The following is a 26081-nucleotide window of genomic DNA, read 5'->3' as shown; positions in this document are numbered from 1 at the left end:
TTTATTGCTCCTTCATCTTCATAACAAAAGGTATTGCATCTGGGCGTGTTTCAGTCAGCAATTCAGGCGTTGAAATATCAATATTTAGGTTTTTTGTTACATCGGGCACAAATTTATAGTCTTCATTTTCTTTAAGCTGCTTTGTAAAATCATCTATCGGCTTATCTTTATAAAAACGACGTAACTGCTTACATTCTTGTTGTATATAAAAGTGATCTGAAATGATGTTTTGTCGAGAAAAAAAATCACTCGTTTGTAATTTAAATAAATGGTTAATTGCATTGGTTACATCATTTTCCCTACATGCATGCAAATAGAGATAAACCTTATTGTCTACTACGCTAAATACATCCCCTTCACGCTTAATATGAAATAAGTGAAGAGGATGAATAGGATCAATGCGAGGTAGTAACTCAAGTATGACTAACACACCACTAACACCTAAATTAACTGCAGAATCACTGTGTTTTTCTACCTGATTAGTAAAGTCGATAAACGGCAAGTAACCTTTCGAAAAGGTATTTTCTGTGTATTGCAAAACATCATCAACCGAAGGCGGCAATGGCCTTGAAAATTTAAAGCCTTGAATTGATTGAATTTGTGATAGCAACCGCGATGGTTCTGAAAAACTATATAAAATTAAGTTCACACCGAGTGTTAAAAATAAGCATTCATCTTGATGGCGAATAATTCCATCAACATTTTGGATAACAAGTTTCAACCAGCGACCACAGTTTTTTCTAAGCTCAAAACACTGCTTAGCCAATAATGCTAAATCTGTATATCGGGTTACAGAAAAAACTAATGTCGCCGCCTTAAGCCGAGGACCTCTATTAAATAAATCATTATTTTCTTTCACAGTACGATAATGAGCCGGCAATTTGGTGCCCTCAGGAACCGAGCTTTGGACTAGCCACACATCACTTTCATCATTAAAATGGTTGTTATTAAAGGTATTTTCTGCAATTTTATTTTCTTGCACAACATATTGATTATTTTGCAAAGTTAGCTGGTATTGCTTATCCGCAATTACGCCAGTGCTGTGGCTCCAATAATCGTATTCAAGTACACGCACTGCAGCATCATTATCAATAAAAACAATACCGCTAAATAACTTATTTAAACGTCGAACTAAAAACCTTAAGTTAACAACTTCTGGGCCAGATATTAAAAAGAGTAAACTCGTATTTACAGTGTTTAAAAATACATTGTATTTAGTAATGATCTGCGTCAGTTGGGCATCATCAAAGTCGCGTAATTGCTTTGTATTAAAATGAAGAAATACTAAGGCATTCTCTATGCTTTTATATGCGCCTAGCTCTTTAATTACTCCGCGACTGATACGCTTTATTCCCCAATCAGTCATTTCTTTAGTAAACGAAAAAGAATGCACCCGCCCTTGATCATAAACGTCAAAAAGTGCATCTGAAAAAGGCGATTCATAAAAGGACTCTATTTGAGAAGAAACAATAAACACATCATTTTTGCCACTAACATCAACAGACTGTAGCGCGAACTCTATTGCTAAGTTATCAAAGGGAGCCAAAATAGCATAACTGGCAGCTAATTTTATCTCACTAGCAGCAGCGTCCAACCCTGTTATGTTAAGTTTATGCACAGAAGACCTTTTATTTAAAATACTTTACTAGTTTAAGCAGCTATATTATATAGTACACATTGAAAACGTTAAAATCTCAAAATAAAACTAATGAATATAGGTAATGCGACATTTGTCTCTTAAGCCCCCAAAACTAACACCTAATGATATAGAAAATCTAGCTCGTCGCTTTGGTGGGAAAAAAGATGATTATATTGAAATTACAGATAAACAAAAAAACATTCACACTATTAATAAATATGCGCTTTTGAAAGAAATTAATGATGAACTTATGGCTACCACTAGCATACAAAAAGAATAGGTAAATTTATAACGTGCAAAGAGTTTTTTTAAAAGGGTTAAAAGGTGGCACCGGCTGCACTGCAATAGTGGCTAACCTTGCCTGCGTGTTAAAAAAATCAGCTGTTCACGTTATAGCTATAGATTTAGACTCAAAAAGTGACTTGTGTTTACATTTTGGTTTGCCTTGGAAAAATACCCAAGGGTGGAGTAACGCCAATAGTTTTGAAGACGTTCTTAAGCACTTTCATCAAGACAACGATGGTGTTATTTTTTTACCTCACGGAGACAACACGCCTTCTAATTTAGATCTAAATAAATTAGCTAATAATTGCAAAAAATTAGACACCCCAGATACAACATGGATGCTTTTTGATTGCCCAAGCCACGTAGGTATTAATAATTACACCTTAGATGAGGACGATATTGTCATTGAAATAGTGAACTGCGATTCAATATGTCATAGCCTTATCTACAAGCGTTTACAAAAATTGAAAAACACCACTAACGCATGGCATCACTTTTTTTTAGTCAACAAATACAACTCAGCGTCAGTGCTCGAATTTGATTTGTTCTCACTTTGGCAATCTACACTACCTCTAATGGCTCCTTTTTTTATAAACCATGATGAAGTAATTAAAGAATCGACAGCTTATCGTAACGTTGCACTAAATTGCGCACCGTATAGCGTTGCTAATGATGATTTTGAAACGCTAGCTGGATGGCTCGCTAGTAAAGCCGCACTCTAATGGCACAATTAATTTATAAACATTCTTTTGAAAAGGCTTTTCGCCTTTTACTTAGTCTGTTTTTTACGCAAAAATTAGTGCGTTTAATTATGTTTAAATTTTACGGTAATTTTAATCAGCATAAAATGAGCGCTATTGAGGCTATTTCAATGCCATTTATAGTCATTTTTTGTTCTCTTTTTTTTAAATTTGAGACCCGTAAAAAAAACATTAGTTATGTGTTAAAGCAGAACTATCCACATTTAAAGTCACCCTACAGAACTCACTTATACTCAAATACATTACGCTTTATTTTACAGAGTATTTTTCTTGTGTTTGTGAAAAATACAGCTAAAAAAAGTCGTGTTAAAGAAAAAGTTTCACATCACTTCTATCACTCTGTTAATTTCTTTTTCAGGCAACTTCGCTGGATTGATTTAAAATTAGGCAAGTTATTCAAACGTGTATTATCAAGAAATCAAAAAACGACTAGGCAAAGTGCTTTTCACTCTATAGCAGATGCGCGAGTATGGAAAAGCAAATCGGTCAGGTACGTCGTAATTACATTTGCACTATTTTTACTGGCGATTTTTGTAACTATTCCTTTTAGCTTAGAAGCACAAGCTATTTTTATAAGCTTTATTCTACTCGTAGCTTACTCTTTAAAAAAGATAAAAGGTCAAATGGCGACCATAGTGATGATCACTTTATCGGTAACAACATCTTCACGTTACTTATGGTGGCGCTACACCGAAACCTTAAATTGGGATGACCCTCTTGCGCTTGTTTTAGGCGCAGGCTTATTATTAGCAGAAACTTATGCGTGGCTTGTTCTAATACTTGGCTTTTTTCAAACGATTAATCCATTAGAGCGAAAACCAATTCCATTACCTAAAGACACCGATAAATGGCCCTCGGTCGATGTGTATATTCCAACTTATAACGAACCATTGAGTGTTGTAAAACCGACAACATTGGCAGCGCTAAGTATTGATTGGCCTATAGATAAACTTAACGTTTACATACTTGATGATGGCAAACGTCCTGAGTTTCGCGAGTTTGCCCAAGAAGTTGGAGTCGGTTATTTAACTCGTCCTGATAGTAAACACGCAAAAGCAGGCAATATGAATAGTGCAATGCGTTTTACTAACGGCGAATACATTGCAATTTTTGACTGCGATCATGTACCTGCCCGATCATTTTTACAAATGACTATGGGGCAATTTTTAAAAGACAGCAAAGTGTGTTTAGTACAAACCCCGCATCACTTTTTCTCTGCCGACCCGTTTGAGCGAAATTTAAATAACCATACCCAAATCCCCAACGAAAACATGCTGTTTTATGGCCTGATTCAAGATGGTAATGATATGTGGGATGCCACATTTTTCTGTGGTTCATGCGCGGTATTAAAACGTGAAGCACTTGATGATATTGGCGGTTTTGCATTTGAAACAGTAACCGAAGATGCTCATACTGCATTACGCATGCAACGTGCAGGTTATAAAACCGCGTATATTAATATTCCACAAGCAGCAGGTTTAGCAACCGACAGTTTGTCGGCCCATATTGGCCAACGAATTCGCTGGGCTCGCGGTATGGCACAAATTTTTAGACTCGATAACCCCCTACTTGGAAAGGGCCTCAGTCTTGCTCAACGTTTATGCTATATAAATGCGATGCTTCACTTTTTATCGGGCATCCCTCGAATCGTATTTTTAACCGCCCCCTTAGCACTTATATATTTTAACGCTTATATTATTTATGCGCCTTTTTTAGCTATCTTTATTTATGTAGTACCGACATTAATTCAAATAAAAGCGACTAACTCTCGTATCCAGGGTAAATATCGATATTCATTTTGGGGCGAAGTTTATGAATCAGTTTTGGCTTGGTATATATTAAAACCAACCACTGTTGCGCTATTTAATCCTAATAAAGGCAAGTTTAATGTAACAGAAAAAGGCGGGTTAAATGATGAAGAGCATTATGATTGGGGAATTTCTAAACCTTACCTTATACTCTTAGCTATTAATGTTGCAGGTATTATTTTTGGTATTTTACGCCTGATTTTTGGTGATCCTTCTCAAATAGGCGTATTAGTTATAAGTATGTGCTGGGCAATTTATAATATAATCATTTTAGGTGCTGCGGTTGCAGTTGCTGCTGAAGCTCGCCAAGTTAGGCAATCACATCGAATTAAAGCGCATTTTCCTGCTGGTATTCGCCTAGCGAATGGCCATACATTAAAGGTTAAAATTACCGATTACTCAGATAATGGTGTTGGTATTGAAATAGATCACGCGCACTCATGCCGAGTCAATGACAAGGTTGAGCTATTAATGAGCCGAGGAAATAAGCAGTTTTCATTTACAACTTATGTATGTAATACGCGTAAAATGCAAATTGGTTTAACACTTAAAGATTTATCATTAGAAAAACAAAAAGCATTTATACAATGTACTTTTTCAAGAGCTGATGCCTGGCTTGATTGGCAAAATAACTTTAAACATGATCGCCCATCATATAGCTTTAAAGAAGTGCAAAAAACAAGTTTAAGAGGCTTTAGTAATTTATTGTTTCATGCTCCTAGACCTTTACAGCCGACCATAAAACTATTAACTCGTTTGGTGGTTTATATACATTCATTTATTCCAAAAAAACCGGTAGTGCATAATAATTATGATTAAAAAGTTGCTCAATACATTTCTAACATTGTTGCTTATTAGCTGCGCGCAGCACGCACACGCTATTGAGCCAATGCAAAATAAATCTATGTTTATAAATGGCTACCCAGAAAGCGCTCAAATATCTAGCCTACGCTTGGATTTTGAAGCGCTGGGTTTCACAGGGTATAAGCTTGACGGAGTAAATAACAACTCTCGTGTCGATTTTACCAACCGAATTGATAAATTAAGTACAAACTTAAAACTTAACTTCTCATACACTAACTCACCGTCGTTAATCGCAAATGTGTCACATCTAAAAGTATATTTTAATGATAATTTAGTTACGGTGTTGCCCATTAATGAAAAATTAAGTGTGGTGAAAAATACGGTTAGTCACAATCTAGAACTAAATGCTAAATACATTCAGAATTACAATCAAATCCGCTTTGAATTGGTTGGTTACTACGATTTAAAGTGCCAAGACTATTTTAGCCGCTCTATTTGGACAGAAATAAACAAGTCGAGCAACATCACACTTGAGCAAAAGCAATTGGCAATCGACAGTCGCTTAGAATACCTACCCGAACCATTTTTTGACGCTAAAGACTACAACAAACTTAACCTCCCTTTTGTATTTTCAAAAGTACCAAACACACAAGCTATAGAAGCAGCCGCCACATTATCGAGTTGGTTTGGATCTCAAGCTGATTGGCGTGGGGCTAATTTCCCCGTAATAATAAATAAAGCACCTAAGCAACATAGCGTTGTATTTATTACTAATGACTCAAAACCTGATTTTTTAAAGGATTATCCAGATGTTGAAAAGCCAACAGTTGAGCTAATCTCAAGCCCTATTCACAGATATAATAAAATGCTGTTAATTATTGGCCGCGACGAAAAAGATTTAAAAACAGCGGTAACAGGGCTGGTATTTGGTCATAAAATTATGACTGGCAGAACAGCAAGCATTGAAGCGATTAACCAACTCCCCCTTCGAAAGGCTTACGACGCTCCTCGTTGGCTCAGAAGTGACCGCCCTGTTCATTTTGATGAGCTCATTGATTACCCAACGCAATTACAAACTCAAGGTCTTAATAATGGCCCTGTAAAGCTAAATATTCGCTTTGCACCTGATTTGTTCACATGGCGCGAAAAAGGCATCCCTATTACTCTGCAATACCGTAATACGCCAGAAAGCGAAACCTTAGATTCACGTTTAAATATGCTAATTAACCAAGAATTTATTAGCGGTTTTTTATTAGATAAAAAAGACACCCTGCTAAAAACCACACAAACATTACTGCCATTGATAGCGAATACTGATACGACTCAAAGTACTGAGGGATTTTCTCTAAATGGCATTAATTTAGCCAACCGCAATGAGCTAAATTTTGATTTTAGATTCGCTGTACTTAAAAAAGGCGAATGCAGTGTTGCTCCTGCTGGCGGAGAATATGGGGTGATTGATGGAAATTCGCATATTGATGTCAGTGGGTTTGATCACTATATGGCTTTACCCGATTTAAATGTATTTGCTAATAGCGGATTTCCATTTACAAAATATGCTGACTTACAGCAAACGTTAGTGTTAATAGATGAAACCCCATCAGCTAAAGCACTGTCTGTTTTATTTAATTTAACAGGCCACTTTGGGGCAATAACGGGTTATCCGGCACATAGAATAAGTGTTGCCCATTTAAACGAAGACGCTAACCTAAACGACAAAGATGTGTTAGTTATCGCAAAACCCAATAGCCTTGCTAACAACTTAGATGAAGGTTCACACACAAATGTTTTACTCAGCAACAATCAACGCGCTATAAAACAAGCTTTATACAATGGCGCGTATGATGAGAAAACAACACAAAAAGTACACGTTAGTATTAAAAGTAGTGGTGACATAGCCGTTATTACAGGTTTTCAATCACCGCTTGATTCTGAGCGCTCTATTGTATCATTAAGTGCAACATCTCAAAATGCATATACATTGCTCAATAATGCATTAATGAACTCAGCTCAACTTGCTCAAATTAAAGGCAGTGCCGCCGTTATAAACTCCCAAGGTATTAAAACAATCAAAACGGATGAGCAGTACTTTGTTGGTCATATTCCTGTACATACTTTAATTTGGTTCCATTTATCAGATCACCCATTTGTGCTGGCACTGCTGTCTGTTTTAATACTGCTACTCATCTCATTTATTCTGTGGCGATTACTCCAAGCACTCACTTACAAACGCTTAGCGGAAGGAGATAAGTAATGAAATCAATCATTAATGTATTTTTTGCTGTGATTGCACTATTTACTTTTAACGCAAAAGCGCAAGTAGAGCAGTGCCAACCTTGGCACGAATGGCAAGTCTTTAAAAATAGCTTTATAAGCCAAGATGGCCGTGTTATTGACTTAGGCAGCGAGCAAAACATTACAACCTCTGAAGGCCAATCTTATGCATTATTTTTTGCTGTAGTCGCAAACGACAGAGCAATGTTTGACTTAGTATTAGATTGGACACAAGAGCACTTATCTGAGGGTGACTTAAGTACTCGTTTACCTGCATGGCAATGGGGGGTTAATAAACAAAATGTGGGGGGAATATTAGACTCAAACCCTGCATCAGATTCTGATTTATGGATTGCCTATAGCTTGTCTCAAGCTGCCAGGCTTTGGAGCGATCGTCGCTACAGCATTTTAGCTGCCGTACTTGCACAGCGCATAATGCGAGAAGAAACGGCTTATATTTCTGGCCTAGGTTTGTCCTTGCTACCAGCACCCGCTGGCTTTGAGTTTGAAAACGCGCGCGTTAAACTCAACCCCAGCTATTCACCGTTGTTTATATACCAGCAATTTAAAAAGCTCTACCCACATTCACCTTGGCATCAGTTACACGAAGGCTCCGCAAAGCTTATTTTAGACACAGCTACTGAAGGTGTTAGCCCTGATTGGGTTATGTACGATGCTAATAACGGTTTTTACTATAATAGAAAAACCAGTGATATAGGCAGCTATAATGCTATTAGAGTATATTTATGGGCTAGCATGATGGCAAATGATGCACCGTATAAAAAAGAGCTACTAGCGCAATTTAATCCATTTATAAAAACGATTAATGAGCGTGGGTATGTACCTTTAAATACATTTGCTAAATCAGGTAAATCCGAAAAAACAGGTCCTTTGGGCTTCAACTCAGCGCTACTACCTCTATTGGCAGATCAGGGCAATGAATCATTAATTATGGCAATTAAACAAAAATTAATGGTCGATAAGTCATTCACCCAAACACGTTATTACGACAGTGTACTTAATTTATTTGGCACAAGTACGTTAAATAAGCGTTTTTCAATTACAGCAGACGGGACGCTACAACCAATGTGGAGCATTGAATGCCCTTAAGGTTTGTCCTCGTTTTCACTTTGGCACTTAGCTTTGGGGTAAGTGCCAAAACAGTCAATGATATAGATACACAATCTGTTGATTGGTTACTAAGTCAAATAAGTATTGGCGAAGCGCAGCAAAATAAAAAGCTGATTGAAAGCAGCTTACAAAAACTCGTAGCCATCGCACCTACTCGTATAGAAACGCAGTGCGCTCTAGTTCATTATGATTTTGCCAATGGCGCATCCGACAAAGCAAACCTGTTATTAAGTAAAATAGATAACGGCCTAATAAACCAAGCTCCCTGTATTGAAAAGCTACGAGTTATGTCTCGAATTCAGGGTAAAGATAAGTCTGCGATTCAAGATGCTAAATTACTAGCACGCGCTGGCAGATATGAACAAGCTCGGCAAATTTATAATAAGATATTTAATAACGTTTATCCCACACTCAATTATGAACTAGAACATTTAAGCTGGTACGCGCAAGACGCTTCCCAATGGCAAAACGTTACGCGCGGATATAATAAACTATTAAGAAGCTATTCTAATATAGGCCAAGTCGAAATAGCCTACGCAAGGCATTTACTGAGACGCGATTCGAGTGATAAAAAAGCAATTAGTATTTTGGGCAAGTACGGCTCAACCTCAAGTTTTAGTAATGAAGTAGAGGAGATTTGGCTCGGTTCACTAGCAAACATGCCAATTAATAGCGCTACCGATCGACAGTTCCAATATTACTTCACGCTTTACCCATTTAGCAGTAAAGGTGAGTTGCAATATCAAGATTTTAAAAAAAGCCTAAAAACACGCCAAACTTTACTTGCCGACCCTGCTTATCAATTGTGGGTTAAAGGTGATAAGTTACTTGAAAAAAATAATTTAAAAGCCGCTGAACCTCTACTTTTAAAGGCTGTAAATGGTCGCCCGCAAGACGGTGCAATAATGCGAAGCCTAGGCATACTTTATTTGCGTTTAGGTGATAATAAAAAATCATACAAGTATTTTACGCAAGCACAAAAATATACGGCAGACTTTGCACAAAGGGAAACGTTAAAGGACTTAGCTAAAACAGCCCAGTTTTGGCTTTATATCCGCCAAGCCAAAGATGCAATTAATAGCAGCGAATTCAAAGTCGCAAAGCTTAAATTAGATTTAGCTAATACATTAGAGCAAGACCCTAACGCTGTTTTATATAACAGCGGTTTATTACAATTTGCGCAAGGACAATACTCTCAAGCAGCACTTACATATAAATTTGTTTTAAAAAATGATCTACTCAATATCGGCGCTTTATCGGGCTTACTTGAAATAGCTGAACTTGAACAAAATGAACTCGCATTAAGCTCTTTTTACAACAGCTTAACCTATACTCAAAAAGAGCTAATTAAACAACCTTACTCACAGTATCTAAGTAGCCAACTTCGTAACAAAGCGAGTAAATTTGTACAATTGGGAAATTTGGAACTAGCCGAAAAAACGCTAGAGAACGCAATAAGCTTAGCACCAGATCAACCATGGTTATATTACGACTTAGCCTTTATATACCAGCAAAAAGGCTTAACAAAGGAAGCGCGAACACTATTTAATAATGTACTGTGGCAATTTCCGTTAAACCCTCAACTTCGTTACAGTCACGCACTTTTTCTGCGCGCTATTGATGACTATCAAGGTGCTATTGCGTCTTTACAATATGTTCCTTTTAGCGCCAAGAGTGCAGATATTATTGCACTTGAGCAACAGCTTCAGCTTAACGAGTCGCTTGCTCAAAGTGAACGCTACCTTGATGCTAAAAATAAAGCCACGGCTATCTATCATTTAAGTGCACTAGAAGCACAAAATTTAACCCCCGTAATGCAAGCTGAGTTATCTCGCAATTGGTATAGAATAGATGAGAAAATACATGCTCTGAAGCTTATTAATGATGCATTAATTGCTCAGCCAACGATTTCCCCCTATTGGCATTTACTTTATGGTGAATGGCTATTAGAGCAAAAAAATGAGCTAAATATAAAGCAGTGGTTTACACGTTATAAACTGCCTGAAAATGCATCTGAAAACGACGTTAATCAGTATCTGCAATTACAAAGTAATTATATTAATCAGTTCTACAATGGCAGTGATTTAATTGCTAAGTTAAATCAACTTGACCAAAAGTATAAAAACAACCCTGTGATCACGACTGCATTAATTAATGCAAACTTATCACTTGAACAACGTGAAGCCGCGCTGATTATTTATCAGCAAAAGGTGAAAAATAATCAAGCCATTGAACCCCAAGCGTTAATGTCTATCGCAAAAGCGTATAGAGAACTAGGTGACGACTTTCGGGCCAAAGAGGTAACGCAGGAAGCCATAACGCAAACTACATCGCAAGAAAGTTATTTGCAGCGCCAAATTATGGGCTCTCTTAATGACTTTAATTACTCAGGAGATGCACTCTATCTAGCAAAGAAACTCATTGAAAAATCGCCGAACGATCCAGAGTTACGTTATTTAGGAGCTCAAGTAGCCAATAATTTTAATGAAACAGCGCAAGCTCAAATTTGGTATGCACAAACCCTGTCTCCTAATCGCACATTAAGCGAAAAAGAACTTTATACCTCGCTCTCACAAATCGATGAAGCCGATGATTGGTATGTAAATGGCGCTAAGCGCGAATTAATTGATGAGCAAAACAAAGATCAAGCTTATATTGCTATGGGTGTTAATTTTAGCGGCCAAATAAGTACACAAAGCGAAGCAACACTTGGCGCTGGTTTAGTGCCGATTGAAGCTTATTTTCCACTTTGGCAAGGCCAAGGATTTGTAAAAATAGACCCCACAACAATTAGTGCGCAAACAACACGTTTTGATGAGCAATTTGCGGGCAGCCGTTATGGACAAGGTGCTTTATGTATTTTTACGTGTGCTATTGAAGAAATAAGCCCAAAAGAAAGTGGTGTAGATATCGGGCTAGGCTGGCAAAATAAAAATTGGCGTTTAGATATAGGTACTACCCCACTGGGCTTTTTAATTGAAGATATAGTATGGGGCGTTAACTATGCAGACGATTTAGGCGACTTTGGCTACAGCCTTGAACTAGAGAAACGTCCAGTAACAAGTTCAGTGCTTTCTTATGCGGGTCTTGAGGATGCAAATACAAAAGAAGCTTGGGGTGGCGTACGCTCTACAGGCCTTACTGCAAATATTTCACATGATTTAGGTGGTGATTGGGGCTTTTGGTCAAGTGCCGACTTCACTTTGTATAAAGGTAAAAATGTAAAAGATAATCAGCGCTATCGTGCTATGGCAGGTACTTACTACCGTGTTATTAGTAATCAAAAACGTGAATTTACGGTGGGTGCTAGCTTATTACATTGGGCATACAAATATAATTTAAGTGAAGAAACATGGGGCCATGGCGGCTACTACAGTCCGCAAAATTACTTAGGCGTGTCTGTACCATTTAGTTATGACGCACGTTGGGGAAATGATTTTGTATACCGTTTTAAAACTGGCGTATCGTATTCACAAACAAAAACTCAGGCAATTGACTTTTTCCCTAATGATCCAAACTTGCAAGAAGAGGCGTTTGTTCGTCAACTTGAGACAGGCGTAAACCCTGCGTTTGAGGGGGATACAAGTTCTGGTGTATCGTACAACCTTGAAGGAAGCTTTGAATATAGAATAACACCACACTGGTTTTTTGGCGGTTATGTAGCAATAGATCGTTCAGATTTTTACGAGCCTAACTTTGGCCAACTCTACATACGATATTACTTTAACCCTGTCTATGGAACACTTGAATTTCCTGGCACACCAATAACCCCTTACGCCAACTTTTAAAACAATTGTATACAGTTTATACGAACCACCCGCGCAATGCTTCCCCTAGCACAAAGGTCTATGTATACTAATGCGCAATTGTAGCTAGGATAAGGGTGTGACTCTTACCTTATAGCGGTATTACCGTTCAGCAAACCATTACCTTAGCTGCAAATAATATACTGATGGTCGAGCATTCTAGTAAGTCTAAATACTAAAATAGCTAAAGCAAAAAATTATAAGGCCATTACAACAATTCTTAAAGTTAGGAAGTAAATATGAGTTCATTACCTAAATCAGGTGATTTCTTAGGTCATCCTAAGGGATTATTCCTGTTGTTCGGTACAGAAATGTGGGAACGCTTTGGCTACTATGGCATGCGTGCTATTTTGGTTCTTTATCTTGTAGCCATTACTCAAGAAGGCGGTTTTGGTTGGAGTAATGCAGACGCATTAAGCCTTTATGGTACGTTTACCATGGCTGTGTACATTACACCGTTATTTGGTGGCTGGTTAGCTGATAACGTGTTAGGCCAACGTAAAGCCATTATCATTGGTGGTTTGTTAATGGCCGCCGGTCATTTTACTATGGGTATTCCACATAGTTACTTAGCAGGCCAAGAAGAAAACATATTTTATATTGGCTTAGCACTACTGTGTTTGGGTAATGGTTTATTTAAACCAAATATCTCAACAATGGTTGGCGACTTATACAACGAAGGCGATCAACGCCGTGATGGTGCATTCACTATATTCTACATGGGTATTAACCTAGGTGGTGCATTTGGTCCTTTGGTTGCTGGTTTTGTAGCCGCATCTATGGGATGGCAGTTTGGCTTTATCGCAGCAGGTATTGGTATGTTGGTCTCTGTTGCTATGCAAGTCGCACTAAGTAAAAAATACCTAGGTGATATCGGGGTTGTACCTGCAGCAAAGCTTGCTCGAGAGCAATCAACTTCAAATACTAAAGTTCCGCTTACTAAAGTTGAAACCGACCGTATTAAAGTTATTTTTACTATGAGTGTATTTAGTATCATTTTCTGGATGGGTTTTGAACAGGCTGGTGGCTTAATGAACCTTTTTGCGAATGACTACACTGATCGTATGCTATTTAATTTTGAAATTCCGGCATCATGGTTTCAATCTCTAAATTCAATTTTTATCATTGTTTTTGCGCCATTGGTTGCAATTATCTGGCTAAAACTTGATAAAAAAGAGCCTAATTCACCGGTTAAATTTGCTATTGCCCTAATCTTTTTAGCGCTAGGCTTTTTAACTATGATCCTTGCGCTTATGACTCAAGGTCAAGGTGACACGCTTCAAATTAGCATGATGTGGTTAGTTCTTTTTTACTTATTCCATACGTTAGGTGAGCTATGCTTGTCTCCAATTGGTTTATCAATGGTAAGTAAACTAGCACCACTACGCTTAGCATCGATGCTTATGGGTATTTGGTTCTTATGCACTGCTGTAGCAAACAAAATTGCTGGCTTTGTAGGTTCATACTTAGGTGAAGGTGAAGAAGCGCTAGACAATGCACTTGGTATCTTTATTGGCCTAGGTGCTACAGCCGTTATATCGGCTGTGATTATGTATTTACTAAGTGATAAATTAGTTAAATGGATGCATGGTGCAGAGGGTCAACACGAACCTCATACACATGAACATATTTTAGCTGAAGAACTAGAAGTTACAGCTAACAAACAGTAACAATTAACCTCCTCTGTACTTTTACAGGGGAGGTTCTCTTATCACTTTATAGGTTTTCTGTTAGCTGATACAATGTTTAGATAAACATTACACTGGCATTAGGAACAGCAAACCATGCAAACGTCTACTTTTTTTCGTGCAAAATGCTTGGCCTTTTTAGTTCTACTTTTAAGCGCTTGCGGTGGTTCTGGTGACGCTGTTACTCAAAATCCAAACGATCCGCCAAAGCCTAGCCAACTTAATGTTACTGTCTCCTCCGGTTTATCAGCCACGCTCGATGACGAAAACTTTACGGTTACGATTCCCGCTAACGCAGTTGCTAATAATACTGATATTACTTACACAAACATTGTAGCTGATGAAACAACAACAGCCCAAAATATCATCTCAGATATTCACTCCCTGACACCAAACACACTCACATTTACAAGTTCAGCGACTATTGGTATCAAAATACCTCAAGCATACGCGCTGGGTGGCCAATTATTTATTGCACGATTAACTGGCGACACATGGGTCAATATAAATAATTCAGTCGTTACTGAAGGTTTAGTCAGCGCACAAGTGGATCAACTTGGTACCTATGCAATACAAATGCAGCGCAATGAAGCTTTCGCAAATATCGGCCCAACTTGCGACGCTAACGCAACAGAGCAGTCAGTAAGGTTTGTCCACGTTGCAGATTTACATGCTCGTTTTGGCTATCAAGAACAATACTTCAGCCGAATAAAAGCCTATTACAATCAGGCAGCAAGTCAAACACCTCATACTTTATTTACAAACGGTGGTGATGACTATGAAAAAGGCACTGTTGCTGAACAGCTATCGCAAGGCATCGCAACCGAAGAAGCAATTAAAGCGATGCAATTTGATGTCCGCGTTGTTGGAAATCATGATTACGCATGGGGCCCAGAAAAATTATTAAGTTATTCACAAGACGAGAATGCCATCGTACTGGCAAGTAATACGCGTTACGAAGGTCAGCAGCTCCAAGATTTTGCAGCTGTGGGGTTTGCAAAAGTACAAGCGGGTTGTATTACACTTGGCGTATTTGGGATGACTTCTGTGCCATGGAATGAACTTGATGAACCAATTCAAGATGAACCAATCCCTGATTTTATAAAACAATTTAAAATGAGTTGGCAGTGGCAGCAGATTGCACAAAGTATTGTAAGCCAATATCGCGGCGACGTAGATTATATTGTCATGCTCAGTCATTTAGGTGTAGGCCTTGATACCGAAATGGCAACCAATGTAGCGGGTATCGACTTAGTGCTTGGCGGTCATACCCACGGCGGTGAAAGCTACGAGACGTTAGATAACGGCGCTATTATTGTTCAGCCCGATTTCTATGCTAAAGGTATTACCGATTTAACACTTAAGTTTAACTTAGCTGATAAGTCTGCGCCTATTGTTGATTATAAAACAGTTGAAACCGAGAGTATCAGCGAGCTCGATGAAACAACTCAACAAGCAATTAATGCGATTATGGGTCGCTACGCTCCTGATGCACAAACAGAAATCGCTATTTCAGAAAATTACCCTAGTCCCTTGCAATTAGCTGAAATAACCGCCTTAGCCACACTGCATTCGAGCTCAATTAGCGCAGCACTTTTGAACCCTGAACTTGTACAAAAGCGTTGGACACCGGGTACCCTCACGCAAGAAGATTTCCACAAAGCCTTTTACGTAGAGAGGCAGCCATCAAATACACCAGGATTTAATTCTATTTATAAAGTCACCGTATCAGGCAGTGATTTAACCGCTATGTTTGCCAGTCAACCTAACTGGTTTTTACTAAAGCCCGAAGATATAAAAGCGACAGGAAATTACGACGTAGCTTTATTTAAAGGTGCGGCTTTAAATGCTGATTTATTTTTTAACGGTGTGACTTTCTCAAATGTAGAGCCAATTGCTGAAGCGTGGTGGTTGCTCGATCAGTATGCACGCTTTAGAACCAGCCAATGTTTATACCTTGATACAAACAATCAACTATTTTCATGTGATAATAAAACAGATATTACGGTATGGAATTTTAATAATGACGCAAGCCCGCTAACGCCAGACTTCGGTCCTTCGGTACTAAGTTATTTCGACCCACAAACAACAGATTGGGGCCCTGAAGAGACTCAATATAAAACCACAACCGAGCTAAACATATCAGATTTGAGAGATGGCCCCTCTGGTGTAATGGCTTTTTCAAGGCACTCTCCGACTGAAGGGTTATTGATTGACCTCAATACAGCTGCAAACGGTGATTTTGCAAATGAAGGAATGGTCTCTGATTATACACTTGTAATGGACTTGTATTGGCCTTCAGAAGGCAGCGATATTTACCGCGCGGTAATACAAGCAGAAACCAGTAATTACCTTGAGGACGATGCAGATATCTTTATCGACCCAAGTGGCGGCTACGGAAAGTCAACAAGCGACAGTGGCTACTTTGGCAATACTCAACCAGATACATGGCACCGCGTTGCATTTGTTTTCTACGCAGCACCTACAAATGGCGTATTTGAAGTATATATTGACGGTGAACTCGTAGGCGTAAAAGAAGATGGCGAAATTAATCGCCGTTGGGCACTCAATAAATCAGTGCTTTTATTTACCGATAACAATTTTGAAACAGTACCTGGTTATTTAAATGCGCTGCTTTATGCTGGCCATGCTATGACCCGCGATGAAATAAAAAGTATGGGCACTGCACAGCAAAAACTAACCTTTGAGCAATCAACACGTGTTCTGAATCAAGCAATTGAACGCCATTATCAAACCGCACCTGTTATAAAACCTAACCTTTGGTTAGAGCAACGTAACAAGTTCTTTGGTAACGCGTCTCTAACTGTAAACAATTAAGTACAAGTAAACTTTTAATCACTCACTAAAAAAGGGGCTTTTGCGCAGCACAATAGCAATTTATATTATTTAAAAACAATACGTTGAGGTCTTTTTATTGCAATATAAGTTATTGCCATAGTACCTCAATTCATTTAACTGTATTGCAAACACATTACTTAGTAATAACCGTCCTATAAAATTTACACATCGACTGCATATTAAATAGTGCCGCCCTCTTCCCCTAAGCAAAATTCTGGTTGATTATCTACTGCAATATGACAACAACACATAATCGCAGTGCTTAATTGCGGGAGTAATGATAATGAGTGAAGTAAATAATTATTTAGGTTTAGTGGGTATCGAATTTACTGAATACGCCACACCTGATGCAGATTATATGGATAAAGTATTTACTGATTTTGGCTTCTCTAAGCTTAAAAAATTCAAAGGTAGAGACATTGTTTATTATAACCAAAACGATATTCATTTTTTATTAAATAACGAGCGCGAAGGTTTTTCTGCCGAATTTGCTAAAAGTCACGGACCTGCTATTTGTTCTATGGGTTGGCGTGTTGAAAATGCACAAAAAGCATTTGATACAGCAGTAGAGCGTGGTGCAAAACCCGCAACTGATTCAACCCATAAAAACCTGCCATACCCTGCAATCTATGGCATTGGCGACAGCCTAATTTATTTTATTGAACAATTTGGCGACAAAGGCACTATTTACGAAAGTGATTTTGAAGACCTTGAAACGCAAAATGTTGTAGAAGATAAAGGCTTTATCCGAATCGATCATTTAACCAATAACGTTTATAAAGGCACTATGGAAAAGTGGGCTAACTTTTATAAAGATGTGTTTGGTTTTACAGAAGTACGCTACTTTGACATTAAAGGTCAAAAAACAGCGCTTATTTCGTATGCACTTAAATCTCCTTGTGGCACCTTCTCCATTCCGATAAATGAAGGTAAAGGTGATAATAACAACCAAATTGACGAATACCTTGGCCAGTACAATGGCCCAGGCGTTCAACATTTAGCGTTTTTAACCGATGACTTAGTAAGCTCTCTTGATAAACTGGATAAATCAACAATTGCTACTTTGGATATTATCCCAGAGTACTACGATACTATTTTTGACCGTGTACCTTGGGTTGCTGAAGATAAAGAAAAGATTCGTCAGCATCAAATACTCGTTGATAGCCAAAGTGAAAATTGTTACTTATTGCAAATCTTCTCTAAAAACTTATTTGGCCCAATCTTTATAGAAATGATCCAACGCGTTGATGATGGTGGTTTTGGTGAAGGTAACTTCCAAGCATTATTTGAATCAATCGAACGCGACCAAGAGCGTCGCGGCGTTTTATAAAACATTTGAGTAAATTAAAAGCAGCGAATTTCGCTGCTTTTTGTCGTTTTAATATTTAAAAAGTATTGCGCTGAGTACAAGTATGATTAAATAAACTGTACTTTATCGCTATACCGTAAAATCCAAAGGAAATGTAATGAGCCTAATTAACGAAACCCACGATATTAATTTAATCAGCTGGGTAGAATCAGCTAATGTTGATAACTGCGACTTCCCTATTCAAAACTTACCGTTTGCAGAGTTTCGTCGTAAAGGCGCTGATGAAGCCTTTCGTGGTGGTGTTGCTATTGGCGACCAAGTAATTGATTTAGCAAAACTGAGCAAATTAAACGTTTTAACAGGTGATGCTAAAACAGCCGCTGATGCAGCAAGTGAAGCCACCCTAAATACGTTTATGGGTTTGGGTCAACAATACTGGTCAGCACTGCGTTTAGCGCTTTCAAAAGCACTACGAGTAGGCTCTGAGCATCAACAAATGCTGAGCGATGCGCTTGTCTCACAAGCTGATATTGAGTTTTCACTCCCTTGTCGTATCGGAGATTACACCGATTTTTACACGTCAATCTACCACGCAACTGCTGTGGGCAGCTTATTTCGCCCAGATAACCCATTACTACCAAATTACAAATGGGTACCTATTGGTTATCACGGACGTTCTTCGTCTATTGATGTATCGGGTCAAACATTTCACCGCCCTAAAGGTCAAACTAAGGCACCCGATGCAGAAGTACCGTCATTTGGTCCATGTAAGCGCCTTGATTACGAACTAGAACTGGGTATTTATTTGGGTAAAGGTAACGCACTGGGCGATGCAATCGCTATTGAGAATGCTGAAAACCATGTGTTTGGTTTTTGTGTATTTAACGATTGGTCTGCGCGCGATTTACAAGCATGGGAATACCAACCGCTTGGCCCATTTTTAGCTAAAAACTTCGCATCGACTGTCTCTCCGTGGATTGTAACAACTGAGGCTTTAGCTCCTTATAGAACAAGCTGGACGCGTGATGAAAGCGATCCGCAACCTATGGATTACTTAGAATCAAAAGCGAACCGTGAGCAAGGTGCTTTTGATATACAAATGGATGTTAAAATCCAAACGCAAAAAATGCGCAATGAGGGTCACACGCCAACGCGTGTATCAACATCTAGCTTTAAACACTCGTATTGGACTGTAGCGCAAATGGTTACTCACCACACGGTAAATGGCTGTAACTTCATGCCTGGTGACATGCTGGGCTCAGGTACGCAATCAGGCCCTACCCATGAAGAGGCGGGCTCTTTGCTTGAACTATCTCGTGGTGGAAAAGAAAAAATCACGCTTAGTAATGGTGAGCAACGTAGCTTTTTAGAAGATGGCGATAACGTTATTATGCGTGGTTGGTGTGAAAAAGAAGGCTATGTACGTATTGGCTTTGGTTCAGTAGAGAGTACGGTACTGCCAACTAAATAACCTGAATTCTGGATAATAAATCTATCTCGAGCAGCTATTTTCAGCGCTAACTGCGTTGAATTCAGGTTAAATAGTATAAAAAACACAATGAGTTATAAATGGGTTGCGGAATAAAAGCAGCCCTTTTTTATTAATTTTTGAGTGGTTACAATTTATTTCTGGCTTTTTAGGCTCAGATTGATATCTTAATTCGGTTAATAGCCAGTGTTTATATGCCATGTTAGTATTTATAAAATCTTTTTATCATAAATTTTTCCCAGCTCGTCAGCTGCTTATTCGTCAAAATGGCGAAGTTAAGCATGTTCTTTTAGCACCTTGGCTTCAATTTTTTGCTGTATTGCTTATTTTAGGAACTGTCACATGGATGAGTATTTCTAGTTTTCGTGTTTATTCGCAAACAAATCAGATCTCACATATTGAGCAAAGCCAACAAGATAAGCAAACTCTTTGGAAGAAAAAAACGAGTGATCAACACGCACTTTACATAAAGCAACTAGAACAACTTGAAGTGCTAGAGCAAAAACAAGCGCTGCTACAAAATATGATCGAATCGTTGCCGGCCTCTATTAGTAAAGAGTCCATAAAACTTGATACCGATCTAAAATTACCAATCAACGAAAATGAAAACGAATTTCATGAGCCGTTAATAGATGATAACGCACAAGAAAACGCTGCGCTTACGTTAAATACAACGGTTGACTTTGCACAGCGAACAGCACATTTAAACCTGCAATACGAAAATAGCTTTAGTCAACTCGATGAGCAAATAAGCACTCGACGTAAAGCTATTGTAGCAATGTTAAAAGGCGCTGGTCTTGAATCAGTGCTTGAAAAGCGTTTAGCGTTAGGCGATCAAACAGTTGCACAAGGTGGTCCTTTTGACACATTTGACGAAACTAAAATACCTAAGCACTTTCTAGCGGTTGTAGACAAATTATTATTATTAAATAACTTAGAAAGCTTTTTAACTGAGTTGCCAAACACACTTCCATTACCTGCTAAAAAGTATTATATCTCAAGCGGTTTTGGTCTTCGTAACGATCCTATGAACAGTCGTCATGCGTTTCACAAAGGGGTCGATTTTGCCGGTTGGCACAAAACAGAAATATTTGCTCCAGCAGACGCCGTCGTACTTAGAGCTGGCCGTAATGGCGGTTATGGTAACTTTATAGAGCTTAAACATAAAAACGGCTTAGTAACACGTTTTGGCCACTTAAATAAAATTAATGTGAAAAAAGATCAAACAATTTATAAAAATGATGTTATTGGTTTAATGGGCAGTACAGGACGAAGTACTGGCACTCATTTACACTACGAAGTGTTACTTAATGGCAAACAAGTCAATCCTCTAAAAATAACAAAGGCGTTTTCTAGTGTTCAGTAAAAAAAAGCAGAAAGTAGATAATTCATCTTTAAAAAGAGTATCTCATACACCTTCAATTATCTCTGAAGATGTACGTATGACGGGCACATTAATCAGCCAAGGCGAAGTACAGTTAGATGGCCGCATTGATGGCGATATTAAAGCTGAGCATTTAGTTATAGGCTCTACCGGTATTGTCGAAGGTGTAGTTGAAGCTAAAAGTGTTGTCGTTAAAGGTAAAATTATTGGCACTCTCAATGCGAGTGAGGTGAAAATTCAAGAAAGTGCACATGTGCATGGCGATGTATTTCACGATACGTTGAGTATTGATGCTGGGGCTATTATTGAAGGCAGTTTAAAACAACGCTTCGAAAAAGAAGAGGTTGAGCTTATTAGTGATAAGCTAAAACCAGCAAGTGAAGCCAAAATATTATTAGAGGAAGATAGCAGCAGCTTGTCATTTGTAAATAAACAAGCTACTGATAAAATTTAAGTTACTTTTTCTCAGTAATGTACATTGTAATATCTGCAGTGAAAACAAGCTCATTGCGGGTATTATAAAGTTTTACAGGCACCACCAAGTCTTCTTTATCAACCCATTTATGCGGTAAATCAATTTCAGCAATTGCTGTCACATCTGTATCCACTTTAGCTAAATACTGAACCGTCATACCTTTAGGGATCCAGCGATGTGTTTTAACTGGCACAGTGGCATCCACCATAACGCCAGCACACAACTCAGCTAAGTTACACTGGGCAATAGCATGAATAGTTCCAATGTGATTATGAACACTACGACGGTTTTTAACCACTGCGCTACAATGCCCTTCTCGCAAATCGAGTACATAAGGTTTCATAGAGCCAAAGTAAGGCGCTTTAAAGCAAACAGCTTTAGTAAAAAGCCAATTACCAAAAGGTAAACGCTTAAACCTAAGCCACGTTTTTACAAGTGCGGATTTATTACTCATTATTATTTTCCATCAACGGTTACTTTTTTCAAATTAACACATCAGACCAGTTTAAAAAAGTGCATTTACTTTGCCTTTTAGCTTAATGTAAATAAAAAATAGAGCGGATAGCATCCACAGGGGTCATAAGCCCTTTCTTTTTTATGGGCGCCCACCTAAAATACTCGGCAAAAGGAGATTCAATGCAAACACAGCCCGCAAAACCAAATACGACTTTGTTACTTATCTTAGCGTTACTCGTTATATTTTGCCCTATGGCAATCGATATTTACTTACCCGCCTTTCCTACTATTGCAGAGCAATTTGCAGTTACAGAGCAACAAGTACAACAAACCGTTGCTATTTTTATGTTAACTGTTGGTTTAGGTCAATTAATTGCGGGACCGCTGGCGGATAGATTTGGTCGAAAACCGGTGGCTATTGTTGGAGTTAGTTTATACGCAAGTTCGGCATTGCTCGCTTACTACTCGCCTTCTTTTGATGTATTGATGATTGCACGCGCCTTTCAAGGTTTAGGAGCGTGTGCCACCTTTGTTGTCGCATTTGCGATAGTACGCGATAAATATGGTCCAGAACGCAGCGGGCAGATGATCACCTATCTAAATGGGATTGTGTGTTTTATTCCTGCAATGGCGCCTATTTTAGGTGCATGGCTGACCGTACAGTTTGGCTGGCGTATGAATTTTATGTTTTTAACCGTTTTTGCTATTGTCGGCCTTATTGTCACGCTATTCTTTTTTAGAGAAACACGCCCAGCCGATAGCCATTATCAAGGCCATATTTTAGATTTACGTCGCTTTACCCCGATTATTAAAACACCGGTATTTTTCTTTAATAGTCTAATTTGTATGGTCGCGATGTCGGCTATTTTGGTTTATGTAACACTCGCGCCTGGCTGGATCATTACACATTTAGGTGGCACGGTAGCTGATTTTACCTTTTGGTTTACGTTAAATGCTGTAATAAGTATTGTCGCGAGCTTTATATTACCAACGTACATTAAACGAAATAGCCAGCAAGCTTTGCGACTCGGTGTAAGTTTGTTGGTTTTTTCAGGTTTATTAATGCTTGCTCTTAGCAGTATAGAAACGGCGTTTGCACTTATGTTACCTATTTTAATTGCAGCATTAGGGTTTGCGTTAAGTTTAGGCTCTGCAGCAGGTATGGCTCTATCTAGCTTTCCTAAACAAGCAGGTACAGCCTCAGCATTACTGGGGGCAATGCAAATGAGCGGGGCCAGTATACTTGTCGTTTTAACTCAATTTTTAGGGCTAAGTACACCTTGGTTAATTGCTTTTCACCTTTTATTATTGGTGCCACTTTGGTTTATTTTAATGACTAAAAAAGCCCATACTTTACATCCGGCTAAAAGCGCATGATGATCAACCCTGACTTTTTACTCTCGTTTTTACTGGCTAGCTTTTTAATGGCGGTTGCACCGGGTCCATCCAATGCTTTTTTAATGGCGCAAACATTTGCTAACGGGCGCAGTGCAGGCATGCAAAGTGCCTTCGGTTTTGCTTTAGGCGGCGTAGTACATACTTTTTTAGCGGTAGTTGGTTTAAGCGCACTACTAAAAGCATCCGCTACAGCGTATGCAACAGTACAATATACAGGAGCTGCATATCTGTGCTATTTAGGGCTTATGATGATTAAAGGCACATTGCGCAAGCGTCAGCCTGCAGCTCATAATGAGCAATGTGATAAACCTCACGTGAGTACCAGCAAAAAAAGTAATGTGATGTTCCAAGCCATGATGACTGAAGTATTAAACCCTAAAGTTGCATTGTTTTTTATTGCGTTTATTCCTCAATTTGTAGATCCCACACTTTCATCTGCTACTTTACAACTGGCTTTTTTTGGCTTGCTCTACCCTATTTTTGCTTTTCCGATTGACTGCACGTATATTTATTTTGGCGATAAAATAGCACAATTTTTTAGAAGTAATCCCAATAGCCAACTTTGGATTGATAGGATCACCGGCTTAGTGTTCATCGCCCTTGCTATCAATCTATTATTTTAACTAACCTGCACTTTGGTTAACTAAAAAAAAGAATCAACATGGAACAAAAAAGACAGTCTCTTCCCGCGCAAAAAAATATCGCATTAGTTGCCCACGACGGTAAAAAAGCAGCATTAAAAGTATGGTGTGAAAAACACAAAAGCATACTAAGCAAGCACACTTTGTATGGCACCGGTACGACGGGGCATTTAATCCAAAAAACCACTGGTCTTGATGTAATTCAACTTTTAAGTGGCCCAATGGGTGGCGATCAACAATTAGGAGCAAAAATAGCAGAACATGAAATACATGTTTTGATATTTTTTTGGGATCCGTTGGCATCGCAACCTCACGATCCTGATGTTAAGGCATTGCTTCGTTTAGCGGCTGTTTGGAATATACCCGTGGCGTGTAATGAGGTCAGTGCTGATATGCTATTAAGCTCACCGCTTATGGACGTTGAGCTTGAACGTACTTTGCCAGATTACGAAAAATACCTCGCAACCCGACAAATAGATATTTAAATTTTTAAGCTACTTATAAAGCATGCTGGCCCATTTAGTTAGGCCAGCAGTTACACTACCAAAGTGATCTCCATTAACCATTTTTATATCACCTAAATGCTCGCTCAACGCGGCTTTAATTAAAGGTGACTGTGCACTACCACCTGTTAAATAAATAACGTCTGGGATAGTTGCAGCGTCACTGATGGCTTGTTTAGCAAGCGTCACAATTTGACTAATACTACTCTCTACCGCAACAGATAGATCGTGCACTGATAGACTTTTATAAAGATCTTTATCTAAAAAACTTAAATCACAGTTAAATTCGCTTGCTGATGAAAGGGCTATTTTTGCAGCCTCACCTTGCTGTACTAGCTGATGACCTTGTTTATTTTGCTGTAAATGCATTAAACGTTTATAAAGCTCTGGTGCACTTACGTCACGTAATTGTGCATTTAACTCACGGGTATGGCTTTCGCTATAGAATTGGCTTTGTAGGTTTACGTCATTAATTTTACACGCTTGCCAAAATGCCTGATTTGGTAATGGTAATCCCGATTTAAACGTACTACCTAACCCCAGCAATGGCATTAAGCCGTGGTAACTCAATGCAATATCTAAATCATTTCCACCAACACGTTTACCACTGTGCGCTAAAAAATCAGCATCACGTTCACTGTTGCCCCTAAAGCTTGGCCCCATTTGTACAAATGAACAGTCACTTGTGCCCCCGCCAATATCTATAACAAGTACCTTTTGATCGTGTGTCAAATCACTTTCGTAATCGATACCTGCGGCAAGTGGCTCATATAAAAAGGCAACATCTTTAAAACCAGCACGTTTGGCCGCACGCTCTAAAATACCCACGGCTTGTTGATTTGATTGCTCACCACCAACGGCCTGAAAATTTACCGGGCGACCAATCACTGTTTGTGTCAGCATTTTGCCTAAAGAGTGCTCAGCGCGCTGCTTAATTTTTAAGATCATTGCCGTAGCAATGTCTTCAAAAAAGTTAATTTGACCTTGTTTTAAACCTGTTGCACCAAAAAATGATTTAGGGGATTTAACAAAATAGCCTTCTTCAGGAAACTGCACGTACTCGCTGATCGCTTCACGACCAATAAATAGGGTGTCATCTGAAGGATGTAAATCAAGATCTGACTTAATACGGGGTAAGGTATTTAAAAGGGCTTGGCGTTGCGATATAAAGTCGTGTTCATGAGCCGTGCCATGTAAATGCTTAGCAACAAAGTCAACCACCAGCGCACTGTGATGAGTGTAAAGTGTAGACGGTAAGTAATGCTTCCCTTGCTCTAGCGGTACCAATTGAACATTACCTTCGTTCATTACACCCATAGCACAATTAGAACTACCGTAATCAAAACCTACAAACATACTTCACCACACATT

Annotated in this window: 18 protein-coding genes; 15 read left to right on the top strand and 3 right to left on the bottom strand. The window is 38.7% G+C overall.

Annotated elements, in window-relative coordinates; genetic code table 11:
• Window position 1: 1 nt before the first annotated feature.
• Window positions 2-1618, bottom strand: coding sequence for a cellulose biosynthesis protein BcsE (bcsE, locus tag ACJJVZ_RS07975; protein WP_405599614.1), 1617 nt, complete (start codon window positions 1616-1618; stop codon window positions 2-4).
• 103 nt (window positions 1619-1721) lie between these two features.
• Here bcsE and bcsR point away from each other — a divergent pair, with 103 nt between their 5' ends.
• The 12 genes from bcsR to ACJJVZ_RS07915 all read left to right on the top strand — a co-directional run bounded on the left by bcsR (window position 1722) and on the right by ACJJVZ_RS07915 (window position 21691).
• Complete coding sequence (gene bcsR / locus ACJJVZ_RS07970; RefSeq protein ID WP_077537369.1) at window positions 1722-1919, top strand: BcsR/BcsP family cellulose biosynthesis protein; 198 nt, start codon at window positions 1722-1724, stop codon at window positions 1917-1919.
• Window positions 1920-1932: 13 nt separating this feature from the next.
• Complete coding sequence (gene bcsQ / locus ACJJVZ_RS07965; RefSeq protein WP_405599612.1) at window positions 1933-2646, top strand: cellulose biosynthesis protein BcsQ; 714 nt, start codon at window positions 1933-1935, stop codon at window positions 2644-2646.
• Window positions 2646-5312, top strand: coding sequence for a UDP-forming cellulose synthase catalytic subunit (bcsA, locus tag ACJJVZ_RS07960; protein ID WP_405599610.1), 2667 nt, complete (start codon window positions 2646-2648; stop codon window positions 5310-5312). Before bcsQ ends, bcsA begins: the two co-directional genes overlap by 1 nt.
• Window positions 5305-7551, top strand: coding sequence for a cellulose biosynthesis cyclic di-GMP-binding regulatory protein BcsB (gene bcsB, locus ACJJVZ_RS07955; RefSeq protein ID WP_405599609.1), 2247 nt, complete (start codon window positions 5305-5307; stop codon window positions 7549-7551). Before bcsA ends, bcsB begins: the two co-directional genes overlap by 8 nt.
• A complete protein-coding gene (gene bcsZ / locus ACJJVZ_RS07950; RefSeq protein ID WP_405599607.1) occupies window positions 7551-8681 on the top strand; it encodes a cellulose synthase complex periplasmic endoglucanase BcsZ in 1131 nt (376 codons plus the stop codon). Before bcsB ends, bcsZ begins: the two co-directional genes overlap by 1 nt.
• Window positions 8672-12490, top strand: a complete 3819-nt coding sequence (locus ACJJVZ_RS07945; RefSeq protein ID WP_405599605.1) for a cellulose synthase subunit BcsC-related outer membrane protein — start codon at window positions 8672-8674, stop codon at window positions 12488-12490. The genes bcsZ and ACJJVZ_RS07945 overlap by 10 nt, the downstream gene beginning before the upstream one ends.
• A gap of 257 nt (window positions 12491-12747) precedes the next feature.
• Window positions 12748-14178, top strand: a complete 1431-nt coding sequence (locus ACJJVZ_RS07940) for a peptide MFS transporter (RefSeq protein WP_077537363.1) — start codon at window positions 12748-12750, stop codon at window positions 14176-14178.
• A 114-nt stretch (window positions 14179-14292) separates the two neighbouring features.
• Window positions 14293-17034: a metallophosphoesterase gene (locus ACJJVZ_RS07935; RefSeq protein ID WP_405599603.1), complete on the top strand. Its 2742-nt coding sequence runs from the start codon at window positions 14293-14295 to the stop codon at window positions 17032-17034.
• Window positions 17035-17338: 304 nt separating this feature from the next.
• Window positions 17339-18385 carry a 4-hydroxyphenylpyruvate dioxygenase gene (gene hppD / locus ACJJVZ_RS07930; protein ID WP_405599601.1) on the top strand — a complete coding sequence of 349 codons (1047 nt, stop codon included), beginning with the start codon at window positions 17339-17341 and terminating at the stop codon, window positions 18383-18385.
• Between the two features lie 136 nt (window positions 18386-18521).
• On the top strand, window positions 18522-19835 hold the full coding sequence (gene fahA, locus ACJJVZ_RS07925; RefSeq protein WP_405599598.1) for a fumarylacetoacetase: 1314 nt from the start codon (window positions 18522-18524) through the stop codon (window positions 19833-19835).
• Between the two features lie 217 nt (window positions 19836-20052).
• Window positions 20053-21219, top strand: coding sequence for a M23 family metallopeptidase (locus ACJJVZ_RS07920; RefSeq protein WP_193155975.1), 1167 nt, complete (start codon window positions 20053-20055; stop codon window positions 21217-21219).
• Entirely contained in the window at window positions 21209-21691 is a 483-nt protein-coding gene (locus ACJJVZ_RS07915; RefSeq protein WP_077537359.1) for a polymer-forming cytoskeletal protein, read from the top strand. Before ACJJVZ_RS07920 ends, ACJJVZ_RS07915 begins: the two co-directional genes overlap by 11 nt.
• A gap of 1 nt (window position 21692) precedes the next feature.
• Here ACJJVZ_RS07915 and ACJJVZ_RS07910 read toward each other — a convergent pair whose 3' ends face one another.
• A complete protein-coding gene (locus tag ACJJVZ_RS07910; RefSeq protein ID WP_077537358.1) occupies window positions 21693-22166 on the bottom strand; it encodes a hotdog fold domain-containing protein in 474 nt (157 codons plus the stop codon).
• 182 nt (window positions 22167-22348) lie between these two features.
• Between ACJJVZ_RS07910 and ACJJVZ_RS07905 the strand changes: the two genes are divergently transcribed.
• The 3 genes from ACJJVZ_RS07905 to ACJJVZ_RS07895 are packed head-to-tail and all read left to right on the top strand — an operon-like array spanning window position 22349 to window position 24692.
• Complete coding sequence (locus tag ACJJVZ_RS07905) at window positions 22349-23545, top strand: multidrug effflux MFS transporter (RefSeq protein WP_405599595.1); 1197 nt, start codon at window positions 22349-22351, stop codon at window positions 23543-23545.
• Window positions 23545-24189 (top strand): LysE family translocator, encoded by a 645-nt coding sequence (locus ACJJVZ_RS07900; protein WP_405599890.1) that lies wholly within the window; start codon window positions 23545-23547, stop codon window positions 24187-24189. Before ACJJVZ_RS07905 ends, ACJJVZ_RS07900 begins: the two co-directional genes overlap by 1 nt.
• Before the next feature lie 38 nt (window positions 24190-24227).
• A complete protein-coding gene (locus tag ACJJVZ_RS07895; protein ID WP_077537355.1) occupies window positions 24228-24692 on the top strand; it encodes a methylglyoxal synthase in 465 nt (154 codons plus the stop codon).
• A gap of 9 nt (window positions 24693-24701) precedes the next feature.
• Here the strand turns inward: ACJJVZ_RS07895 and yegD are convergent, their stop codons facing one another.
• Window positions 24702-26066 (bottom strand): molecular chaperone, encoded by a 1365-nt coding sequence (gene yegD, locus ACJJVZ_RS07890; protein ID WP_405599593.1) that lies wholly within the window; start codon window positions 26064-26066, stop codon window positions 24702-24704.
• Between the last annotated feature and the right edge of the window lie 15 nt (window positions 26067-26081).

Source organism: Pseudoalteromonas sp. Ld19, from assembly GCF_045064135.1.
In the GTDB taxonomy this organism is placed as follows: Bacteria; Pseudomonadota; Gammaproteobacteria; order Enterobacterales; family Alteromonadaceae; genus Pseudoalteromonas; species Pseudoalteromonas aliena.
Note: the sequence above shows the minus strand (reverse complement) of the source record. Positions and strands in the feature narration are given on the sequence as shown.

Coding starts and splice junctions, on each gene's coding strand:
- bcsR (WP_077537369.1), top strand. CDS start 1,722: ATGCGACATTTGTCTCTTAAGCCCCCAAAACTAACACCTAATGATATA.
- bcsA (WP_405599610.1), top strand. CDS start 2,646: ATGGCACAATTAATTTATAAACATTCTTTTGAAAAGGCTTTTCGCCTT.
- bcsB (WP_405599609.1), top strand. CDS start 5,305: ATGATTAAAAAGTTGCTCAATACATTTCTAACATTGTTGCTTATTAGC.
- bcsZ (WP_405599607.1), top strand. CDS start 7,551: ATGAAATCAATCATTAATGTATTTTTTGCTGTGATTGCACTATTTACT.
- ACJJVZ_RS07945 (WP_405599605.1), top strand. CDS start 8,672: ATGCCCTTAAGGTTTGTCCTCGTTTTCACTTTGGCACTTAGCTTTGGG.
- ACJJVZ_RS07940 (WP_077537363.1), top strand. CDS start 12,748: ATGAGTTCATTACCTAAATCAGGTGATTTCTTAGGTCATCCTAAGGGA.
- ACJJVZ_RS07935 (WP_405599603.1), top strand. CDS start 14,293: ATGCAAACGTCTACTTTTTTTCGTGCAAAATGCTTGGCCTTTTTAGTT.
- hppD (WP_405599601.1), top strand. CDS start 17,339: ATGAGTGAAGTAAATAATTATTTAGGTTTAGTGGGTATCGAATTTACT.
- fahA (WP_405599598.1), top strand. CDS start 18,522: ATGAGCCTAATTAACGAAACCCACGATATTAATTTAATCAGCTGGGTA.
- ACJJVZ_RS07920 (WP_193155975.1), top strand. CDS start 20,053: ATGTTAGTATTTATAAAATCTTTTTATCATAAATTTTTCCCAGCTCGT.
- ACJJVZ_RS07910 (WP_077537358.1), bottom strand. CDS start 22,166: ATGAGTAATAAATCCGCACTTGTAAAAACGTGGCTTAGGTTTAAGCGT.
- ACJJVZ_RS07905 (WP_405599595.1), top strand. CDS start 22,349: ATGCAAACACAGCCCGCAAAACCAAATACGACTTTGTTACTTATCTTA.
- ACJJVZ_RS07900 (WP_405599890.1), top strand. CDS start 23,545: ATGATCAACCCTGACTTTTTACTCTCGTTTTTACTGGCTAGCTTTTTA.
- ACJJVZ_RS07895 (WP_077537355.1), top strand. CDS start 24,228: ATGGAACAAAAAAGACAGTCTCTTCCCGCGCAAAAAAATATCGCATTA.
- yegD (WP_405599593.1), bottom strand. CDS start 26,066: ATGTTTGTAGGTTTTGATTACGGTAGTTCTAATTGTGCTATGGGTGTA.